The 17,154-nt window shown below is 65.6% G+C and carries 17 protein-coding genes; 12 read left to right on the top strand and 5 right to left on the bottom strand.

The features are described from left to right. Positions 1 to 5 precede the first annotated feature (5 nt). From C9I47_RS02425 to C9I47_RS02405, 5 genes are all read left to right on the top strand, one after another. The gene (locus tag C9I47_RS02425) at positions 6 to 3,203 is read left to right on the top strand and encodes an efflux RND transporter permease subunit (RefSeq protein WP_111265327.1); all 3,198 of its coding nucleotides are present in this window, start codon (positions 6 to 8) and stop codon (positions 3,201 to 3,203) included. A gap of 235 nt (positions 3,204 to 3,438) precedes the next feature. Then, positions 3,439 to 4,854 (top strand): amidohydrolase family protein, encoded by a 1,416-nt coding sequence (locus C9I47_RS02420; protein WP_190238581.1) that lies wholly within the window; start codon positions 3,439 to 3,441, stop codon positions 4,852 to 4,854. Between the two features lie 31 nt (positions 4,855 to 4,885). Beyond that, positions 4,886 to 5,395 (top strand): hypothetical protein, encoded by a 510-nt coding sequence (locus tag C9I47_RS02415; RefSeq protein ID WP_111265325.1) that lies wholly within the window; start codon positions 4,886 to 4,888, stop codon positions 5,393 to 5,395. A 99-nt stretch (positions 5,396 to 5,494) separates the two neighbouring features. Beyond that, on the top strand, positions 5,495 to 5,896 hold the full coding sequence (locus C9I47_RS02410; protein WP_111265324.1) for a hypothetical protein: 402 nt from the start codon (positions 5,495 to 5,497) through the stop codon (positions 5,894 to 5,896). Positions 5,897 to 5,957: 61 nt separating this feature from the next. Next, positions 5,958 to 6,401, top strand: coding sequence for a hypothetical protein (locus C9I47_RS02405; RefSeq protein ID WP_111265323.1), 444 nt, complete (start codon positions 5,958 to 5,960; stop codon positions 6,399 to 6,401). Positions 6,402 to 6,481: 80 nt separating this feature from the next. Here C9I47_RS02405 and C9I47_RS02400 read toward each other — a convergent pair whose 3' ends face one another. Both C9I47_RS02400 and C9I47_RS02395 read right to left on the bottom strand, forming a co-directional pair. Next, a complete protein-coding gene (locus C9I47_RS02400; RefSeq protein ID WP_111265322.1) occupies positions 6,482 to 8,596 on the bottom strand; it encodes a M13 family metallopeptidase in 2,115 nt (704 codons plus the stop codon). A 346-nt stretch (positions 8,597 to 8,942) separates the two neighbouring features. Beyond that, positions 8,943 to 9,161, bottom strand: coding sequence for a hypothetical protein (locus C9I47_RS02395; protein WP_111265321.1), 219 nt, complete (start codon positions 9,159 to 9,161; stop codon positions 8,943 to 8,945). A gap of 306 nt (positions 9,162 to 9,467) precedes the next feature. Here C9I47_RS02395 and C9I47_RS02390 point away from each other — a divergent pair, with 306 nt between their 5' ends. Together C9I47_RS02390 and C9I47_RS02385 are read left to right on the top strand one after the other, a co-directional pair. Next, on the top strand, positions 9,468 to 9,833 hold the full coding sequence (locus tag C9I47_RS02390; protein WP_223250243.1) for a hypothetical protein: 366 nt from the start codon (positions 9,468 to 9,470) through the stop codon (positions 9,831 to 9,833). Then, the gene (locus C9I47_RS02385; RefSeq protein WP_111265320.1) at positions 9,830 to 10,039 is read left to right on the top strand and encodes a twin transmembrane helix small protein; all 210 of its coding nucleotides are present in this window, start codon (positions 9,830 to 9,832) and stop codon (positions 10,037 to 10,039) included. The genes C9I47_RS02390 and C9I47_RS02385 overlap by 4 nt, the downstream gene beginning before the upstream one ends. Before the next feature lie 24 nt (positions 10,040 to 10,063). On the opposite strand, the gene C9I47_RS02380 is transcribed toward C9I47_RS02385, so the two are convergent. The 3 genes from C9I47_RS02380 to C9I47_RS02370 form a co-directional block, all read right to left on the bottom strand. Next, positions 10,064 to 10,957, bottom strand: a complete 894-nt coding sequence (locus C9I47_RS02380; RefSeq protein ID WP_111265319.1) for an NAD-dependent epimerase/dehydratase family protein — start codon at positions 10,955 to 10,957, stop codon at positions 10,064 to 10,066. Positions 10,958 to 11,191: 234 nt separating this feature from the next. Further along, positions 11,192 to 11,386: a helix-turn-helix transcriptional regulator gene (locus C9I47_RS02375; protein WP_111267911.1), complete on the bottom strand. Its 195-nt coding sequence runs from the start codon at positions 11,384 to 11,386 to the stop codon at positions 11,192 to 11,194. Between the two features lie 293 nt (positions 11,387 to 11,679). Further along, a complete protein-coding gene (locus C9I47_RS02370) occupies positions 11,680 to 12,543 on the bottom strand; it encodes a DNA-binding protein (RefSeq protein ID WP_223250242.1) in 864 nt (287 codons plus the stop codon). A gap of 351 nt (positions 12,544 to 12,894) precedes the next feature. Here C9I47_RS02370 and C9I47_RS02365 point away from each other — a divergent pair, with 351 nt between their 5' ends. From C9I47_RS02365 to ybaL, 5 genes are all read left to right on the top strand, one after another. Continuing rightward, entirely contained in the window at positions 12,895 to 13,230 is a 336-nt protein-coding gene (locus C9I47_RS02365; protein ID WP_317616527.1) for a helix-turn-helix domain-containing protein, read from the top strand. 19 nt (positions 13,231 to 13,249) lie between these two features. Further along, positions 13,250 to 13,579, top strand: a complete 330-nt coding sequence (gene yecR / locus C9I47_RS18230; protein ID WP_111265317.1) for a YecR family lipoprotein — start codon at positions 13,250 to 13,252, stop codon at positions 13,577 to 13,579. A gap of 39 nt (positions 13,580 to 13,618) precedes the next feature. Further along, entirely contained in the window at positions 13,619 to 14,032 is a 414-nt protein-coding gene (locus tag C9I47_RS02355; RefSeq protein ID WP_111265316.1) for a hypothetical protein, read from the top strand. A gap of 413 nt (positions 14,033 to 14,445) precedes the next feature. After that, positions 14,446 to 15,327: a universal stress protein gene (locus C9I47_RS02350; RefSeq protein ID WP_111265315.1), complete on the top strand. Its 882-nt coding sequence runs from the start codon at positions 14,446 to 14,448 to the stop codon at positions 15,325 to 15,327. Positions 15,328 to 15,368: 41 nt separating this feature from the next. Next, positions 15,369 to 17,051 (top strand): YbaL family putative K(+) efflux transporter, encoded by a 1,683-nt coding sequence (gene ybaL, locus C9I47_RS02345; protein ID WP_111267910.1) that lies wholly within the window; start codon positions 15,369 to 15,371, stop codon positions 17,049 to 17,051. The last annotated feature ends 103 nt before the right edge of the window (positions 17,052 to 17,154 follow it).

Raw genomic sequence — 17,154 nt, 5'->3', positions numbered from 1 at the left:
ACGCCATGCTCGAGAAGATCATCCGATTCGCAATCGCGCACCGCTGGCTGATGCTGGTGCTGACCCTCGCGCTGGCCGCGCTGGGCGCCTGGAACTTCAGCCGCCTGCCGATCGACGCCACCCCCGACATCACCAACGTGCAGGTGCAGGTGAACACCGAGGCGCCCGGCTACTCGCCGCTGGAGGCCGAGCAACGCGTCACCTTCCCGATCGAGACCGCGCTGGCCGGGCTGCCGGCGCTGGACCACACCCGTTCGCTGTCGCGCTACGGCCTGTCCCAGGTCACCGTGGTGTTCGAGGACGGCACCGACATCTACTTCGCCCGCCAGCAGGTCGCCGAACGCCTGCAGCAGGTCAAATCGCAGCTGCCATCGGGACTGGAGCCGCAGATGGGGCCGATCGCGACCGGCATGGGCGAGATCCTGATGTACACGGTCGAGGCCGCCGCGGACGCGCGCAAGGACGACGGCAGCGCGTACACGCCGACCGACCTGCGCACCCTGCAGGACTGGGTGATCCGGCCGCAGCTGCGCACCGTGCCCGGGGTCACCGAGGTCAACACCATCGGCGGCTTCGAGCGCGAGATCCACATCACCCCCGACCCGGCGCGGCTGGTCGCACTGGGCTTCACCCTCGCCGATGTCGTCGATGCGCTGGCGGCCAACAACCGCAACGTCGGCGCCGGCTACATCGAGCGCAACGGCGAACAGTACCTGGTGCGGGTACCGGGCCAGGTCGACGGCCTGGAGGCGATCCGCGACATCGTGCTCGACCGCCGCGAGGGCGTGCCGATCCGGATCCGCGACGTCGCCGGGGTCGATGAGGGGCGCGAACTGCGTACCGGCGCCGCCACCCAGAACGGCCATGAAGTGGTGATCGGTACCGTGGTGATGCTGGTAGGCGCCAACAGCCGCGAGGTGTCGCGGGCCGCCGCCGACAAGCTTGAGGCCGCCAACGCCAGCCTCCCCGAGGGCATCCGCGCCGAACCGGTCTACGACCGCACCGCCCTGGTCGACCGCACCATCGGCACCGTCGCCAAGAACCTGATCGAGGGCGCCTTGCTGGTGATCGTGGTGCTGTTCCTGCTGCTGGGCAACGTGCGCGCGGCCCTGGTCACCGCGGCGGTGATCCCGCTGGCGATGCTGTTCACCATCACCGGCATGGTCCGCGGCGGCGTGTCCGGCAACCTGATGAGCCTGGGCGCGCTGGACTTCGGCCTGATCGTCGACGGCGCGGTGATCATCATCGAGAACTGCCTGCGCCGCTTCGGCGAGGCCCAGCAGACACTGGGCCGGGCGATGAACGAGCGCGAACGGCTGGACACCGCCGCCAGCGCCACCGTCGAGGTGATCCGCCCCAGCCTGTTCGGAGTCGGCATCATCACCGCAGTGTACCTGCCGATCTTCGCCCTGGACGGAGTCGAGGGAAAGATGTTCCACCCGATGGCGATCACCGTGGTGCTGGCACTGACCGGCGCGATGCTGCTGTCGCTGACCTTCGTGCCGGCCTCGGTCGCCGCCTTCCTCGGCGGCCGTGTCGACGAACACGAGAACCGCTTGATGCGCTGGGCGCGGCGCGGCTATGCGCCGCTGTTGGCGCGGGCGTTGCGCTGGCGCCTGCCGGTGATCGCCGGCGCCGCGGTGCTGGTGCTGGGCTGCGGACTGCTGGCGACCCGGCTCGGCGCCGAATTCGTGCCGACCCTCGACGAGGGCGATCTGACGGTGCAGGCGATGCGCATCCCCGGCACCGGGCTGTCGCAGTCGGTGGCGATGCAGGAAACCCTGGAGCGCACCCTGGCGGCCTTCCCCGAGGTCGAACGGGTGTTCGCCAAGATCGGCACCGCCGAGATCGCCAGCGATCCGATGCCGCCGTCGATCGCCGACACCTTCGTGATACTCAAGCCGCGCGACGCCTGGCCCGACCCGCGCAAGCCCAAGGACGCGCTGGTCGAGGAGATCGCGGAGAAGATCGCGACCCTGCCCGGCAACAACTACGAGCTGACCCAGCCGATCCAGATGCGCACCAACGAGCTGATCTCGGGCGTGCGCGCCGACGTCGCGGTGAAGATCTACGGCGACGATCTCGACACCCTCGCCGCGACCGCCGCGCGGGTGCGCGACGCGATGGCCAAGGTGCCCGGCGCCAGCGACGTGCGGGTGGAGCCGATCGGCGGCCTGCCACTGCTCACGGTGACCCCGGACCGTGCCGCACTGGCGCAGTACGGCCTCAATCCGGTCGACGTGCAGGACGCGGTCGCGACCGCGGTCGGCGGCAGCGTCGCCGGTCAGCTGTTCGAGGGCGATCGCCGCTTCGACATGGTCGTGCGCCTGCCCGAGGCGATGCGGCAGGATCCGGCCGCACTGCACGATCTGCCCATTCCGTTGCGCGCCGACGGTGGCAGCCGTGCCGACGAGTCCAGCCGCGGCGCCGACTGGCGGACGGGTGCGCCGCGCACGGTGCCGCTGCGCGAGGTCGCGCGGATCGAATCCCGGCTCGGTCCGAACCAGGTCAACCGCGAGAACGGCAAGCGCCGGATCGTGGTCACCGCCAACGTGCGCGAGCGCGACCTGGCCGGCTTCGTCGGCGAGCTGCGCGAGCGCATCGACGCCGAGGTCGCGCTGCCGACCGGCTACTGGATCGACTATGGCGGCAGCTTCGAACAGCTGATCTCGGCCAGCCGGCGGCTCGCGGTCGTGGTGCCGGTGACGCTGATGCTGATCTTCGCGCTGCTGTTCTGGGCATTCGGCTCGGCGCGCGACGCCGCGATCGTGTTCAGCGGCGTGCCGCTGGCGCTGACCGGCGGAGTACTGGCGCTGGCGATCCGGGGAATCCCGTTGTCGATCTCGGCCGGGGTCGGCTTCATCGCCCTGTCCGGCGTCGCCGTGCTCAACGGCCTGGTGATGATCAGCTTCATCCGCCGCCTGCGCGAGCAGGGCGACCGCCTTGACGATGCCATCGTCGACGGCGCGCTGGGCCGCCTGCGACCGGTGCTGATGACCGCCCTGGTCGCCTCGCTGGGCTTCGTGCCGATGGCGCTGAACGTCGGCGCCGGTTCCGAGGTCCAGCGTCCGCTCGCCACCGTGGTGATCGGCGGCATCGTCTCCTCGACCCTGCTGACCCTGCTGGTGCTGCCGGCGCTGTATCGCTGGCTGCACCGCGAGGAGGATGGCGACGCGGTGTCCGCGCGCTCGACCGCGGTCTGATCCGACGCCTGTCCGCGGGCCGGCAACGACCGGCCCGCGGATGCGTCATCGCGGCACGTCGGCCGCCCCGCTGCGCTAGGCTGGCGGGCACGGCCGTCCGTCCCCGGCCCGGAGTACCGCACGACTCATGCGTCCGATCTCGACAGGATGTCCGACACCGTCCGCGCCGCGGCGCCAGCCGGCAGGCACACGATCCCGCCGGCCTCATCGACTGGCGCTCGCGATCCTGCTCGGCTTGGTCCTGCCGGCCTGCGCGGGCGACACCGCCGCCCCGGACCCCACGCGTACCCAGAACGTCGAACCCGATCGCCGCACGCGCTATGACGAAAAGGTCCGCCAGTACGTGATCCACGACGCTCCCGGCATCGCGTTGACCGGCGTCGCCGTGATCGACGGCAGCGGCAGCACGGTCAAGCGCGACCAGACGGTGCTGATCGAAGCCGGCCGGATCGTCGCCATCGGCGCTTCGGACTCGGTGGCGATCCCGGAGCACGCCCGCGTCCTGGACCTGCCCGGTCGCACCGTCATCCCCGGTCTGGTCGGCATGCACGATCACACCCACATGCCGGGCATGACCTTCATGGGCCACACCGCATCGCGCCTCTGGCTCGCCAGCGGCGTCACCACGGTGCAGACCGCCGGCAGCGCCGAACCGGACACCGAGGTGGCGCTGGTACGGGTGATCGCGGCCGGCAAGGCGCCCGGGCCGACGATCTTTCCGACCGCCCAGTACCTGACCGGACCCGACGGCAATGGACCGATGGCCAAGCCCGCCAGCACGGAGGAGGCGCGCCGGCTGGTTCGCGAATGGTCCGCGCGCGGCGCGACCTGGTTCAAGCTCTATCGCCACATCCGACCCGACATCGCCGCGGCGGTGATCGATGAGGCCCACGCGCAGGGGCGCAAGGTCACCGGCCACCTGTGCTCGCTGAGCTTCCGCGAGGCGGCATTGATGGGCATCGACAGCATCGAACACGGCCTGATCTCGGCCTCCGACTTCGTCGACGGCAAACCCGAAGGCGAGTGCGTATCGAACCGCGGCGCCCTTGCCGCGCTCGAGCTGGACGATCCGCGCGTCGCCGCACTGATCGGACTGCTGGTGCGCGAGCAGGTCACCCTGACCTCGACCCTGGCGATCATCGAATCGCACTTCCCGCACCGCCCCCAGGGCGACGAACGCAGCCTGGCGCTGCTGTCGCCCGGGTGGCGGCAGGCCTACGACGAGCGCCAGGCGCGGCTGGCCGAAACCGCCGCCGACACGTCCATGACCCCGGCACTGCTGGCCAAGCTCATGGCCTTCGAGCGCATGTTCGTCGCCGCCGGCGGGCGCCTGGTGATGGGGCCCGATCCCGGCCGCCACGTATTGCCCGGCCATGGCAACCAGCGCGGCTTCGAGCTGCTGGTGGAAGCCGGGTTCACGGTCCCGGAAGCCTTGCGGATCGCCACCGCCAACGGCGCCGACGCGCTCGGCATCGGCGACCGGACCGGACGCATCGCCCCCGGCCATGCCGCGGACCTGGTAGTCCTGGGAGGCGACCTCGCCGGCGAGCCTTCCGCGATCCGCAACGTCGAGATCGTATTCAAGGACGGTACCGGCTTCGACCCCGGCAAACTCATCGCCGGGCTGGAGGGCCAGGTGGGGCTTCAGTAGCCCGGCGAGGGCGCCGTTGGAGACACTTCACATGTTGAACCTCGACAGCCCCCGTTGGAGCGAACTGCAACACGCCTACGGCAGCGCCGCCGACATTCCCGGCCGGCTGCGCGAGTTGCGCGACATGCCGGAGGCGAAGGGCGACTCCGAGCCCTGGTTCGGTCTGTGGAGCGCGCTGGCGCACCAGGGCGACGTGTTTCCGGCCTCGTTCGCCGCGCTGCCCCATGTGGTGGATGCGTTGGCCGGCCAGCCACACAAGGCGTCCGCCAGCTATTTCCAGTTCCCCGCCTGGATCGAAATCTGCCGGCAACGCGCGGGCTCGACGGTGCCCGACGACCTCGCGCCGGCCTACTTCGCCGCAATCGCGCGACTGCCCGCGCTGGCCGCGGCGGCCGCGGCCGAACCCTGGGACGAGGACATGCTGGCCTGCGTGCTTTCCGCGGTCGCCGTGGCCAAGGGCGACGCCCGCGTGGCCGAAGCGGCGTTGGAGCTGTCGGCCGAAGGCGCCGATGCCTATCTGCGCTGGCTGGAAGATCGGTAGCGCGGCGCCCGCCATGCCTGGAACCCGCCACGCTTGTCGTCCAGACTCGAAGCGGACACGGACCACACGCGGCCTCAGCGATCGCGACACCCACTGCGCATGGACCATTTCCTGATCTGGAACACGGTTTCGATGGCCTGGACCGAGATCGGTCTGGACGATGACGAGTATCCGGCGATCGCACGCGAGCTGCGGCGCAGCTACGAAAGCTGGGAGGCGGTCGACACCGTCATCCGCCGCGACGTGCTCGGATCGTTCGCGCTGGAGTCGGGCCTGTTCCCACTCGCGCTGGTGCCCGTGGTCGGCCTCCTGCTGATCGCCCCCTTCCCCGACTGGGGCTACGACGAAGACTATCTGCGACAGCGGATGCGCCGCTGGCATCGGATGGCGCGATGGCGGCAGTATCTGAATCCGGTCCGCCTGCTCGGCTATCCGATCGCCTGGCTGTTCTCGCTGCCGCTGCGGCGTAGACTCGAGCGGGCCTGGATGGCCTGCGGGTGAACGTCGCTCCCGAGTCGCGGCCATCGACGACCGAGGCACGTGCCCCCACCCGGAACTCCCCATGGAACTGAGCTTCACCAAAGGCGCCGGCAAGTTCGACCGCATGACCGTGCGCCGCGACGGACACGAGCAGACCCTCGACTGCCCCAAGCAACGCATCATTCCGCACGACATGGTGCATTACGCGGTCGAGAGCCTGCTGCACAGGCGCGGCTTCCTCAGCCGCGTGCGCGATGGCGAGGCCGCCGACTTCCGCATGGCGCCGGAGCAGGAGAGCGATTCGGTCGAGCGCCTGGTCGAGGTGTTCCAGGGCGACGCCTGGTCCGGCGGCGACAGTGCGCCGGAGGAGATGATCGCGCTCTACCAGGTCACCTGCCGCGCGCGCGAGTGCCCGCCGCTGGCGGTGACGGCCGAGCAGATCCTGGCCATCCGCGCACGCATCGTCGAGCTCGATCGCCTCTGGCAGGCCCTGCCGGTCGGGCAGTCGATGACGCTGGAGCTGTGAGCGCACTCGCGGCGCCGCCCGGTCAAGCCTCCGTCACCGACGGAGGCTGAGTCCGAGAACGGGATCGCGGCCCGCCCGCCTTACCAGATCCTCACCCGATCTTCCGGCGCCAGGTAGAGCTGCTCGCCCGGCTGCACGTTCCAGGCGTCGTACCAGGCATCGATGTTGCGTACGGTCTGTGCGCGCTGGGCCGCCGGCGCGTGGCCGTCGGTCAGCAGGCGCTGACGCAGGGCGGCGTCGCGGATCTTGCTGCGCCAGGTCTGGCCGAAGGCGAGGAAGAAGCGCTGGTCGCCGCTGAGGCCGTCGATCACCGGCGCTTCCTCGCCGCCCAGCGACTTGCGGTAGGCCATGTAGGCGATGGTCAGGCCGGACACGTCGGCGATGTTCTCGCCCGAGGTCAGCTCGCCGTTGACGTACAGGCCCGGCAGCGGCTCGTAGGCGCCGTACTGCGCGGCCAGCTTCGCGGTCGCCGCCTTGAAGTGCTCGCTGTCCTCGGGCGTCCACCAGTTCGACAGGTTGCCCCGGGTATCGAACTCGGCGCCGGTGTCGTCGAAGCCGTGGCTGATCTCGTGCCCGATCACCGCGCCGATCGAACCGTAGTTCGCCGCCGGATCGGCGTCCGGATCGAAGAACGGCTTGTCGAGGATCGCCGCGGGGAAGTTCATCGCGTTCTGCAGCGGCAACTGCACCGCGTTGACCGTCTGCGGGGTCATCCACCACTCGCCGTTGTCGACCGGCCGGTCGAGCTTGGACAGCTGGTAGCGGTACTCGTGCAGCTCCGCGCGCAGGCGGTTGCCCAGCGCATCGTCGGCACGGATCTCCAGATCCGAATAGTCGCGCCACGTGTCCGGATAGCCGACGCTCACCCGCATCGCCCCGGCCTTCTCGCGCGCCTTGGCCTTGGTCCCTGCGCTCATCCATTCCAGCGAGTCCACGCGCTCGTCGAAGGCATCGAGGATGTTGTGGACCATCTCCTCGACCATCGCCTTCGACTCCGCGGAAAAATACTTCTCGACGTACAGGCGGCCGACCGCATCGCCCAGCGCCAGGCTGGTCGCATCCAGCGCGCGCTTGCCGCGCTCGCGCGCCACCGCGGTGCCGGACAGGGTGGTGCCGTGGAAGCCGAAGGCCAGATCGGTATAGGCGCTGGGCAGCTCGCCCGGGCCGCGCGCGGCGGCGTTCCAGGCCGCATGATCGAGGGCGTGGAAGCGCAGGTAGTCCTGCCACAGCGGCAACGGCTCGCTGCCGACCAGGGCGGCGATGCCGGCGATCGCCGCTGGCTGCCAGGCGACGATCACCGGCTGCGCATCGAGGCCGGCGGCGGCGAAGAACGCGCTCCAGTCGATGCCGGGCGCCTTCTTCGCGAACTCGGCCATCGGCCATGGATTGTTGGACTTGTGCACGTCCTGCGAGTCGACCACCGGCGCATGCGCACCGGCGATCGCGATCTCCAGTTCGAGGATCGACTTCGCCCTGGCGTCCGCGCCGTCGATCCCGGCGGTCTTCAGCATCGCCGCGATGTAGGCCTGGTAGGCCGCGCGTGCCTCGACCATCTCCTTGTCGTCGGACAGGTAGTAGCCGCGATCGGGCATGCCCAGGCCGCCCTGCATCAGCGAGGCGACATGATTCGATCCCTGCAGCTGCTTGGCGACGAAGACGCCAAACAGGTTATCGGTATGGAAGTTGGTGTAGTTCAGCGGATCGGTGTCCGCGCGCACGGTCGAGCCCAGCACCCGCGACAGATCGGCGCGCGAGGCGATCGCATCGATCGCGTCCAGCCGCGGCTGCAGCGCCTGCAGGCCGCGCTGCTCGATGCCGGCCTCGTCCATGTACGCGGCATGGAAATCGGCGATGCGACGGGCGTCGCTGCCCGGCTCGGGATTGCCGGCGGCGATGCCGGCGATCAGCTCGGCATTGCGCTTCTCGGCGGTCTCCAGCAGCACGGTGAAGGCGCCGTAGCTGGAGCGGTCGGCCGGGATCTCGAAGCCGCTGCGCCAGCCGCCGTTGGCGAAGGCGTCGAAGTCGTCGCCCGGTTTCACGTCGCGATCGATGCCTGCCTGATCGACGCCGGACACCATCGCCGTGGGCGCGGCTGCCGCGGAACTGGAGACATCGGCGCCATCGCCGGTCGAGGGCGTGCACGCGGCGATACCGCAGGCGAGCGCGAGGAACAGCAGGTTGCGATTGAGGGACATGGGCCGGACCGGATTGCTGCACAGGAGCGGCGATTATGCCGCCCATCGGTCTGCCCTACATCGCACGCACACTGACAACGCCGCATCCAGACGAACGAGACGCGCGGCAGGTCCGGCGGGGCGATGGTGCCTTCGTCAACTCGGGGCTGCTTGCGCCGTGCGCAGCGACCGCGGCGCTGCCGGCCTCGACCCCACCTTTAGCACGGTCGCGCGGGATGCCTGCGACTGAACCGGAACCCGCGATTGATCCCCACTCCCGATCGCAGTCGCGTGAAGCCGTTGGCCAGCCCTTGCCGGGAGGCGCGATCCCAATGCTCCACTCGCGACAACGTCCCTGAATCCCGCCTCAGCCCGCGGCCGGCTGCGGCTTCCAGCCCAGCAGGCGCGCCGGCAGGGTCAGCAAGGCATGCAGGAAGGCGAACAGTGCCGAGAAGGTGATGCCGATCAGCCGGAACGGCAACGAGATCAGCCACACCAGCGGCCACAACACCAGCGCCAGCAGCGCGAGCGGCCAGCACAGCACCAGCAGCAGGCACCAGATCAGCAGGGCGGTCAGGGTCTTCATGGTCGGCCTCCGAAACGCGGGACGGGGCGGGAACGCCGGGCGTCCGGCATGGAACAGGCTGCGATCCCCGCCTCCGGCTGGCAAGCCCGCAGGCGACCAATCGTGGAATAGTCCGACGGAACCGGGAATACCGCGACCGGGGCCGCGCCCGAACACCGCGAGGATCGTGCGCCGGGGCCCCGGCTCCACCCGTTCGAGCCCCTTCGGCATCAACTGATACGGTTTTTTATCCAAAAACTGATTGTTACAACTTTGATCCGGTCGGCCTAGGCTGGCAGCCGTCGGCAATCCAGACCCGGGCCGCCCATGAACCCGTCGATCGAACTCAATCTCGCCCTGATCCTGTTCCTGCCCTGGTACGCGATCCTGGCCTGCCTGTACTGGCTGTTCCCGCGCCAGCCCAGGACGCTCCAGCGTTGGATGTTCGACGTGCTGGCCCTGACCGTCGCGGTCCTGGCGACCGTGATCAGCATGCACTGGGGCTACCGCAGCGCCGGCCGGGTCTACGACACGATGTGGCCGCAGATCCTGGCCACCTCGGTGTCCTACGGCGTCTTCCTCGCGGTCATGACCGCGGCCTGGTATCTGCGCCGGCGCTTCATCACCGCGCCCCATGCGGCGCGGGTCGCCGCCGGCGAACTTCCGTCCACCGATTCGGCGAGCGCCCCATGAAGACCCTGCTCATCGTCGGCTTTCTCGCGCTGATCCTGTACAACCTCGGCGCCGGCCTCTACTACATGCTGGTCGACACCGGCCAGAGCAAGCGCACCGTCAACGCGCTCACCAAGCGGATCGCGCTGTCGGTGATCCTGATCCTGCTGGTCGCGGCGGGCATCGCCACCGGCTACATCCAGCCGCACGGCGTCCACGTGGGCTGAACGCGGCGGCGCGGCCGCGCGCGCTCACTCGGTGCTGCGATTGCGGAACCAGGGCGACAGCGGAAGCACCTCCAGATCGCGTGCGTCGTGCCGGGCGAGCACATCGCCGAAACCGTGCCGGCTGCGCCAGCCCAGGGCCCGCTCGGCGGCTCCGGCGTCGTAGACCCGGTCGATCGTCGCCGGCAGCGTCCAGCCACGGCGCCGGAACGCCTCGACCAGGTCCGGGCAGCGCTCGGCCAGCAGCCCACGCGGGTCGCGCGCCAGCCGCTCGGCATCGGCGGGCACGAACGGCGTGCGGCCGCTGGCGATGTAGCGCTGGAACGACGGCCCCGCCGCGCCAAGCGCGGCGGCATGGGCATCGCCGACATCGCGCGCGTCGATGCCGCGATGCAGCCGGTACACCGCCATCCGGTCGGCCGGTTCCGGGAAGCAGCGCGACATCCGGATCACCCGCACCGCCAATCGCGGTCCCGCGGCCGTCTCCAGCAATCGTTCGGCCTCCAGCTTGCTGCGGTGGTAGACCGTCCTCGGCCGTGGCGCGGTGTCCTCGTCGATCCAGGCGCAGGCACCCGCGACCACCGCATCGCCGTACAGCGCGGTCGTGCTGGTGTACACCAGGGTGGCGACGCCGGCCTCGCCCATCGCCGCGACCAGCGCGCCGACGCCATCGACATTGACCCGGGCGAACGCCGCCTCGTCGACGACCCCGACATGCGGCGCGTGCAGGGCCGCGGTGTGGATCACCGCGTCGACGCCGTCTAGCGCCCGGCGCAACAACGGCCCGTCGGTGAAGTCGCCGACCAAGCGCGTGGTCGAGAACGGATAGCGGTCCAGACCGACCACTTCGTGTCGCTCGATCAGGGCGGCGTAGATCGCGCGCCCGATACGACCGGAACTTCCGGTCAGCAGCACTTTCATGGGGCTCGTCGCAATGGCGCCCGGGACGCACCGGGGTGAGCGGATTGTAGTGCCGACGGTCTGTGTCTGGTGGCCCACCATCAACCGAAAAACAAATTCAATACATTGTTTTTTAAGGAAAATCAGCAAGAATCAATTCTATGTTACTCACATTGTTACTCACTTTTCGTCTGGCTTGGGCGGGACCGTATCGGCCTGAACTGAATTGAACCCTTCAGTCCGCTGTCATCGACATCATGCTGCTCGGAACGGGTTGTCGTCGCGTGTTTCGACCAACGCGCCCATCCACGCGGAAACTTCCGTGGATACCCAAGCAGTAGCGCCGCCACCGGGTAGCTGCACAGGCCTGGGGAACTTTCCGGTGCCGATCCAAGCATACAAGGTGCTCTTGCTAACACCTATCGCGGCGATGACCTCCTTCGCGCGCATAAAGTAGAAAGGGGTAGCGATCTGAGGCTGAGTACTAGTCATCATATTCCTTGAAATGAGAAAGGCCCACTGCACCAGCGCGCAGCGAGCCTAGGGATGAGCGACGGCCCTCTCCGGACCGCCCCATGGGGGGACGGGGGAGACTGGACCCTCAACGATTGGAGTTGGTGCAGCACAGTTGTGCAGCAAAAATTGGCTTTGCCCCCCTGCCAGCAAGGCGACCTAGTAGGGGTAGAGCTGTCAGTTGTCCAGATGCGTCAGTTGCGCTGGGACAGCGGGTGTCCCAATAGGGACTAGAGCGAAGTAAGCGGAGTGAAGTGCGAAAGGAGGGTTACGGAGTCGACTTGACTCGTAGCGGAAACCTCCTCATTTGCCAGCATCTCAAGTGCCCTAGCGCGGGCAGTAGGAGACGACGTATCAACGATCTTGACAATCTGGCGTGCCACGCGCTCTGCCTCCCGGTCCAAGCGCTCCTGATCGGTGGTAGGTAGATTTGTATATCGAGGATTCTTCGCCTCCCTGACATACCGCCACCTGGGCCATGCTGTGCCAACGTCGACTGCCGTATCGTGAAAGCCTGCAACATCGACGCCTTGCTTAAGGTAGGTCAGCATGCTAGCCACGGTATTCTTGCTGATCCCAAAACGAGCACCGACAGAACGCAATGACTCTCCCTTCGGAAGGTCAATAGCTCCTTGTTGAGTAACAACTGCCAGGTACTGCCATGCCGCATCACGACATTGTTCTTTGTGCATTGCTAAGGCCCTACCAGAGCAATTCACCAGCTTGGAGGTCAACACCGCAGTTCGGAAATCCGTTGACACTACTCGCGCGGGGATAGCCTCTCTTCCTGCCAGCCGATAGGCCTTTATGCGGTGATGGCCATCGACTACATATAGGCCGGGCGCAAAGGTCGCAGGAGGGTGCTCAACGCTTGCCAAAAGGATTGCATCGAGCTGGCTTTGTTCGGAAACTTCAAGGATCATGCGAAGAGTAGCTATATGTTGTTCTGAACTCTGCTGAGCTCTACCTCTATCCCTGAGTGGCACAAGACGGGCTGCGCGGGGTTGCAGGGCCTCAGCGATATTGATTTCGCCTAGAGAGGTGAGCTGGATCGGAGCAATTTGGAATTGCTCCAGGACTGGATCGTGTGTCATCTGGCTCCTTTTTGTTTGATGGCACAGCGTGTGCCTCGGCTCTTGGCAGGACGGCATCATCGGTCGGTGACCAGGGCCGGCTACGGTGCAAATGGGGTTGGCAGCCTTTCGCTGTCGGCGAAACGAGTGCTCGCGGATGGCCTCCAGAAGCATCACCTTCCGGAGACGAGCTCCATTTGCTTTGTGTGTACCAGAACTATTTTTTCATGAAAATCAATTAGTTAAATTGATCGTTGGCGGCGTGCGGCGGCGGTGAGTCAGTGCAATGTTGCAAGTCGAGCTACGATAAACGTAGTATCGCAGCCAAGGTAAAGCTACGAGTCTCGTAGGATCTTCCTCCTATGAGCGTCCGTGGTAGTGCCGAGTCAGACTGACATCCGGCTAGTGTTCCGGCAGCGCCTAAGGCTCGCGCGAAAGGAGCTCCAGCTATCGCAGAAGGAGTTAGGTATTCGAACGGGGTTGGATGCGTTTGTAGCGAGCACGCGTATCAATCGATACGAGCAGGGAGTTCATGAGCCAGACATGCCAATGATTGAGCGATTGGCCGCGGTACTGAATATTCCTACTGCCTACCTACTAACAGCGGATGATCGGCTGGCGCGCATGATCCTTCTCTTTGATCGGCTCTCTGATTCCGATAAGGACCGCTTGCTAGAGATGTTGGAGTCTGACAGCTCTCAAAGCTAACTACTCTAGTAGGGACAAGATGAAGATATTGAAAGCTTTTTTCTATGGTGGTGCCATCGCGCTACTGGCTGGCTGTGTGACTAATGCGGATTGGTTAGTCACCAAAGCAAGTCGTGCTGATGGAGTGATCGGACTCTCATACGAACACAATGAGTTCCAACGCCCAGAGCTGAGTGAGCAAGAAGCGATCCGACTTGCCACGCAGAAGTGCACAAACTGGGGCTACACCGCTGCTGAGCCATTTGGATCACAAACTACCGAATGCCTGTCGCGCAGAGGCTTTGGGAGCTGTGGGTCAAGACGTGTGACAGTTGAGTTCCAATGCACTGGCTCACCCGGTCAAAAGTAGCCACAGAACGATACAGATACTGTTGACGCAGGAGGCGTAATGCTTGAGTTCATAGGAACGATCGCAATATGTGCAGCTTGCCTTTGGCTCGTTCGCTACCTCTGGAGATTCTGGCGCTATCGCCAAAGTATCAGTACTGTGGAGGCGCTCGCTTTGGCAGTGAAAGCGAAGGCAGATTTCGTTGCCATCAACGCTGGGAGTGACGCTGCAGAATCCCCGTACTTCATCGCAGCCTGCTTAAAGGGCCTCGCCGACTCCCTGAGTTACGGAAGTATCGCCAGTCCATTGGTAGCGAAAGCCCAGCTCAACGTGCTGGAGCAGATGATTGGATCGCCTGACGATGTTGCTTTTATCATGGACAGGTCAATCGAATCCATTACGGACATAAGATTGGGGCTCATACATGCTCGTGAATCATTTATCTTGTTGCACCAAGCAATAGAGACCAGATGAACTTTACTAGCTGAGAACTCATGAACTCCGCCCCTTGCCAAGCGGGTCCATCTCATCTTCGTTCTTAGCAATGATGAATAGGTTCAGGTTCGACTTATAGACCTGTGTCGACTGACACGTACACCCTCCCTGTACCAGCAGCATGCCCGCTTCCGATCCAAAACCGACGTGTCGGCAGGACAATCATGTCTCGGACTTCAGCCCCATACTTGCGAGGGGATTCAGATCCATATGCGGATCCGGTTCAACTGAACACCTGAGTCGATAGCCCCTGTACAGGGTACGGGTACAGACAAACGACCGCTTCCGATCCTGAGCGGTCGCGTCATGCCGGCAGTCTTGTAAGGTCAACGAGGTAGCAGGACAATCCAATCCTATACCCTTCAGACCAGATCATCTGGCAGGGAGGCGTTATGGTGCCAATTGGCGTGCTGGCAACGCGGCCCCACAGGATCCTGCTGGCTACGGACCTGACGAGCCGTTGCGATCGTGCATTTGATCGGGCCACTCTACTTGCACGGGAGTGGGAGGCTCAGCTCCATGTCCTTCATGCGATCGAATCGGAGCCGCCGGCCGCTCCGATGGGCGTGGATCCCGAGAGCTACGCGCGTACGCATCCCGATCCGGTCCCCGCGGCGCATAGAGCGCTGAAGCGACTAGTCGGCGACGCGTCAGCAGCCTACTGCCATGTCGAGACCTGTACTGCAGCGAAGGCGATTCTGGCCATTGCTGCATCCGAAGCCTGCGACCTGATCGTGTTGGGCGAATCCCGCGTCCAACTCGTGGGGCCTGTAGAAAGCACTCTGGAACAGGTGGTGCGCAAGGCTCCGGTATCTACCCTCATCGTGAGATCACGGCCGCAGGGCGAGTACCGCCGAGTCATCGTGGGCACGGATTTCACCGACGAGGCCCGGCAAGCGCTGGCCTGGTCAGCGAAGTGCTTCAGGCACGCTTGGATCCGGCTGGTGCACGCGTCTTGGGTATCCTCTGCGGGTTGGCTCGACAGCACGACTGCCGTCGCAGACGACTCCGAACAGAAGCTGGCTCGTCTGCGCGCCCAACTTGATGAGAGCGAGCTTGCGGATCGTACGCCTCCGATCGAAGCTCATGTGGAAGTGGGCCATCCTGCCGCGGTTCTACGTCGTTGCGCCGAGAGCATCGGGGCGGACCTCGTCGTAATCGGCGCTTACGAACGGAGCATGTTGTTTAATACAGTCGTCGGCAATATGCGGTCGATAGTGCGCGGCACGTCGGGTGACATCCTCGTCGTGCGCGCGGCGCGAGATCGCATGTAGGCGCTCGTCCACAAGCACTATCTCAGTGGGAGGATATGTCCTTGCATCACACGTCGCTGCTAGCGCTGCTCGTCGGTGGATTTGTGCTGGCCTTCGTGCTGGGCGCCTTGGCTCAACGGTGTCGGCTGCCACCGCTGCTGGGCTACCTCCTCGCGGGCGTGGCCTTGGGTCCGTTCACACCAGGCTTTGTCGGTGACGCGGAACTCGCGCCGCAGCTCGCCGAGATCGGTGTAATCCTGCTGATGTTTGGCGTCGGCCTGCATTTCTCTCTCGCCGACCTTATGAAGGTGCGCAGCATCGCGTTGCCGGGCGCCGCAGCGCAAATTGCGGTGGCGACGTTGATGGGTTGGGGACTGGCGCGATGGCTCGACTGGTCCAATATGGCGGGCCTGATCTTCGGCCTAGCTCTGTCCGTGGCCAGTACCGTCGTCCTCTTGCGCGCACTGGAGGAGCGCAGGCTGATAGATACCAGCCGCGGCCAGATCGCCGTGGGATGGCTGATCGTCGAAGACATCGCAATGGTGCTTGCACTCGTGCTGCTGCCGGCGGTATCGGGCGATGCCGGAGATGGCGCGACGCGGCCGCTGTTGATAGCCGTTCTGGCCACACTAGCTAAGGTCGGAGGCTTCGTCGCCTTCATGCTCATCGTGGGGCGCAGGGTGATTCCATGGCTGCTCGGTCACATCGTCCGCATGGCGAACCGCGAACTGTTCACCCTTTGCGTGCTCGCGATCGCACTCGGTGTTGCCTTCGGTTCCGCCACCTTGTTCGGCGTCTCCTTCGCACTAGGCGCCTTCTTTGCCGGCATGGTACTCAATGAGTCGGAGTTCAGTTCTCAGGCCGCGAATGAAACCCTGCCGTTGCGCGATGCCTTTGCTGTGCTGTTCTTCGTGTCCGTCGGGATGCTGTTCAACCCGTCCATCCTGGTGGAGCGGCCGATCGAAGTGGCGCTCACCGCGCTGATCATCGTGGTGGGCAAGTCCGTTGCGGCGTACGCCATCGTCAGAGCCTTCGGACGTGACAACAGCACCTCGCTCCTGATCTCGGCGAGCCTTGCGCAGATCGGCGAGTTCTCCTTTATCCTCGCGACGCTCGGGCTACAGCTGGAAGTGCTTCCGCACGACGGTCAGGATCTGATCCTCGCCGGCGCGATCATCTCGATCATCATCAATCCATTTCTATTCACCCTGCTGGACCGCCGCAAACTGCGGAAAGATCGACAGGCCGAAGCCGCGAAGGACGCCGTGGCGCCACTACCCATCGAGCTGTCCGGCCATGTGATGCTTATCGGGTACGGGCGCGTTGGTCGAGAACTGGCGCGCCTGCTCGCTACCATATCGCTCGTGCCTGTCGTGGTGGACGCACACCCAGATCGCATCGATGCTGCCCGCAAGGACGGCCATCTGGCCGTCCTCGGCAACGCCGCCGATGTTCGCGTGCTGCACGAAGCCAGAGTCGACACGGCCGATTTCGCACTGATCGCAGTGCCGCTCGGACTCGAAGCCAGCGCAATCGCGGCATGCCTGCGCCAGCAGGCCACGGGATTGACCATCATCGGTCGCGCGCACAGCGAGGAGAGCGCGGCACGCCTGCTCGACTATGGTGCGGACGCAGCTGTGATCGCCGAGAAGGAACTGGCGTATAGCATCGTCGCGATGATCGAAGCTACGCCGCAGCGCCGGGGATCGACACCTCTGCCACCAGCAAGGGGCTTTGCAGGCTGACGTACTCGATCGCAAGTCGTGCCAGCACATAGGCTTCGAATGTCCGCTTGTGGCCGATAGTAGTCATCTGGCATCAGGTGACCAGGACACCGCAGGATGTTGC

Source organism: Marilutibacter maris (genome assembly GCF_003233695.1).
Classification (GTDB): Bacteria; Pseudomonadota; Gammaproteobacteria; order Xanthomonadales; family Xanthomonadaceae; genus Marilutibacter; species Marilutibacter maris.
This window is presented reverse-complemented; position numbering and strand designations above follow the sequence as displayed.

Coding starts and splice junctions, on each gene's coding strand:
- C9I47_RS02375 (WP_111267911.1), bottom strand. CDS start 11,386: ATGCGCGCGAAGGAGGTCATCGCCGCGATAGGTGTTAGCAAGAGCACC.
- C9I47_RS02400 (WP_111265322.1), bottom strand. CDS start 8,596: ATGTCCCTCAATCGCAACCTGCTGTTCCTCGCGCTCGCCTGCGGTATC.
- C9I47_RS02410 (WP_111265324.1), top strand. CDS start 5,495: ATGGACCATTTCCTGATCTGGAACACGGTTTCGATGGCCTGGACCGAG.
- C9I47_RS02395 (WP_111265321.1), bottom strand. CDS start 9,161: ATGAAGACCCTGACCGCCCTGCTGATCTGGTGCCTGCTGCTGGTGCTG.
- C9I47_RS02405 (WP_111265323.1), top strand. CDS start 5,958: ATGGAACTGAGCTTCACCAAAGGCGCCGGCAAGTTCGACCGCATGACC.
- C9I47_RS02390 (WP_223250243.1), top strand. CDS start 9,468: ATGAACCCGTCGATCGAACTCAATCTCGCCCTGATCCTGTTCCTGCCC.
- C9I47_RS02350 (WP_111265315.1), top strand. CDS start 14,446: ATGGTGCCAATTGGCGTGCTGGCAACGCGGCCCCACAGGATCCTGCTG.
- C9I47_RS02415 (WP_111265325.1), top strand. CDS start 4,886: ATGTTGAACCTCGACAGCCCCCGTTGGAGCGAACTGCAACACGCCTAC.
- C9I47_RS02380 (WP_111265319.1), bottom strand. CDS start 10,957: ATGAAAGTGCTGCTGACCGGAAGTTCCGGTCGTATCGGGCGCGCGATC.
- C9I47_RS02425 (WP_111265327.1), top strand. CDS start 6: ATGCTCGAGAAGATCATCCGATTCGCAATCGCGCACCGCTGGCTGATG.
- C9I47_RS02385 (WP_111265320.1), top strand. CDS start 9,830: ATGAAGACCCTGCTCATCGTCGGCTTTCTCGCGCTGATCCTGTACAAC.
- C9I47_RS02355 (WP_111265316.1), top strand. CDS start 13,619: ATGCTTGAGTTCATAGGAACGATCGCAATATGTGCAGCTTGCCTTTGG.
- yecR (WP_111265317.1), top strand. CDS start 13,250: ATGAAGATATTGAAAGCTTTTTTCTATGGTGGTGCCATCGCGCTACTG.
- C9I47_RS02370 (WP_223250242.1), bottom strand. CDS start 12,543: ATGACACACGATCCAGTCCTGGAGCAATTCCAAATTGCTCCGATCCAG.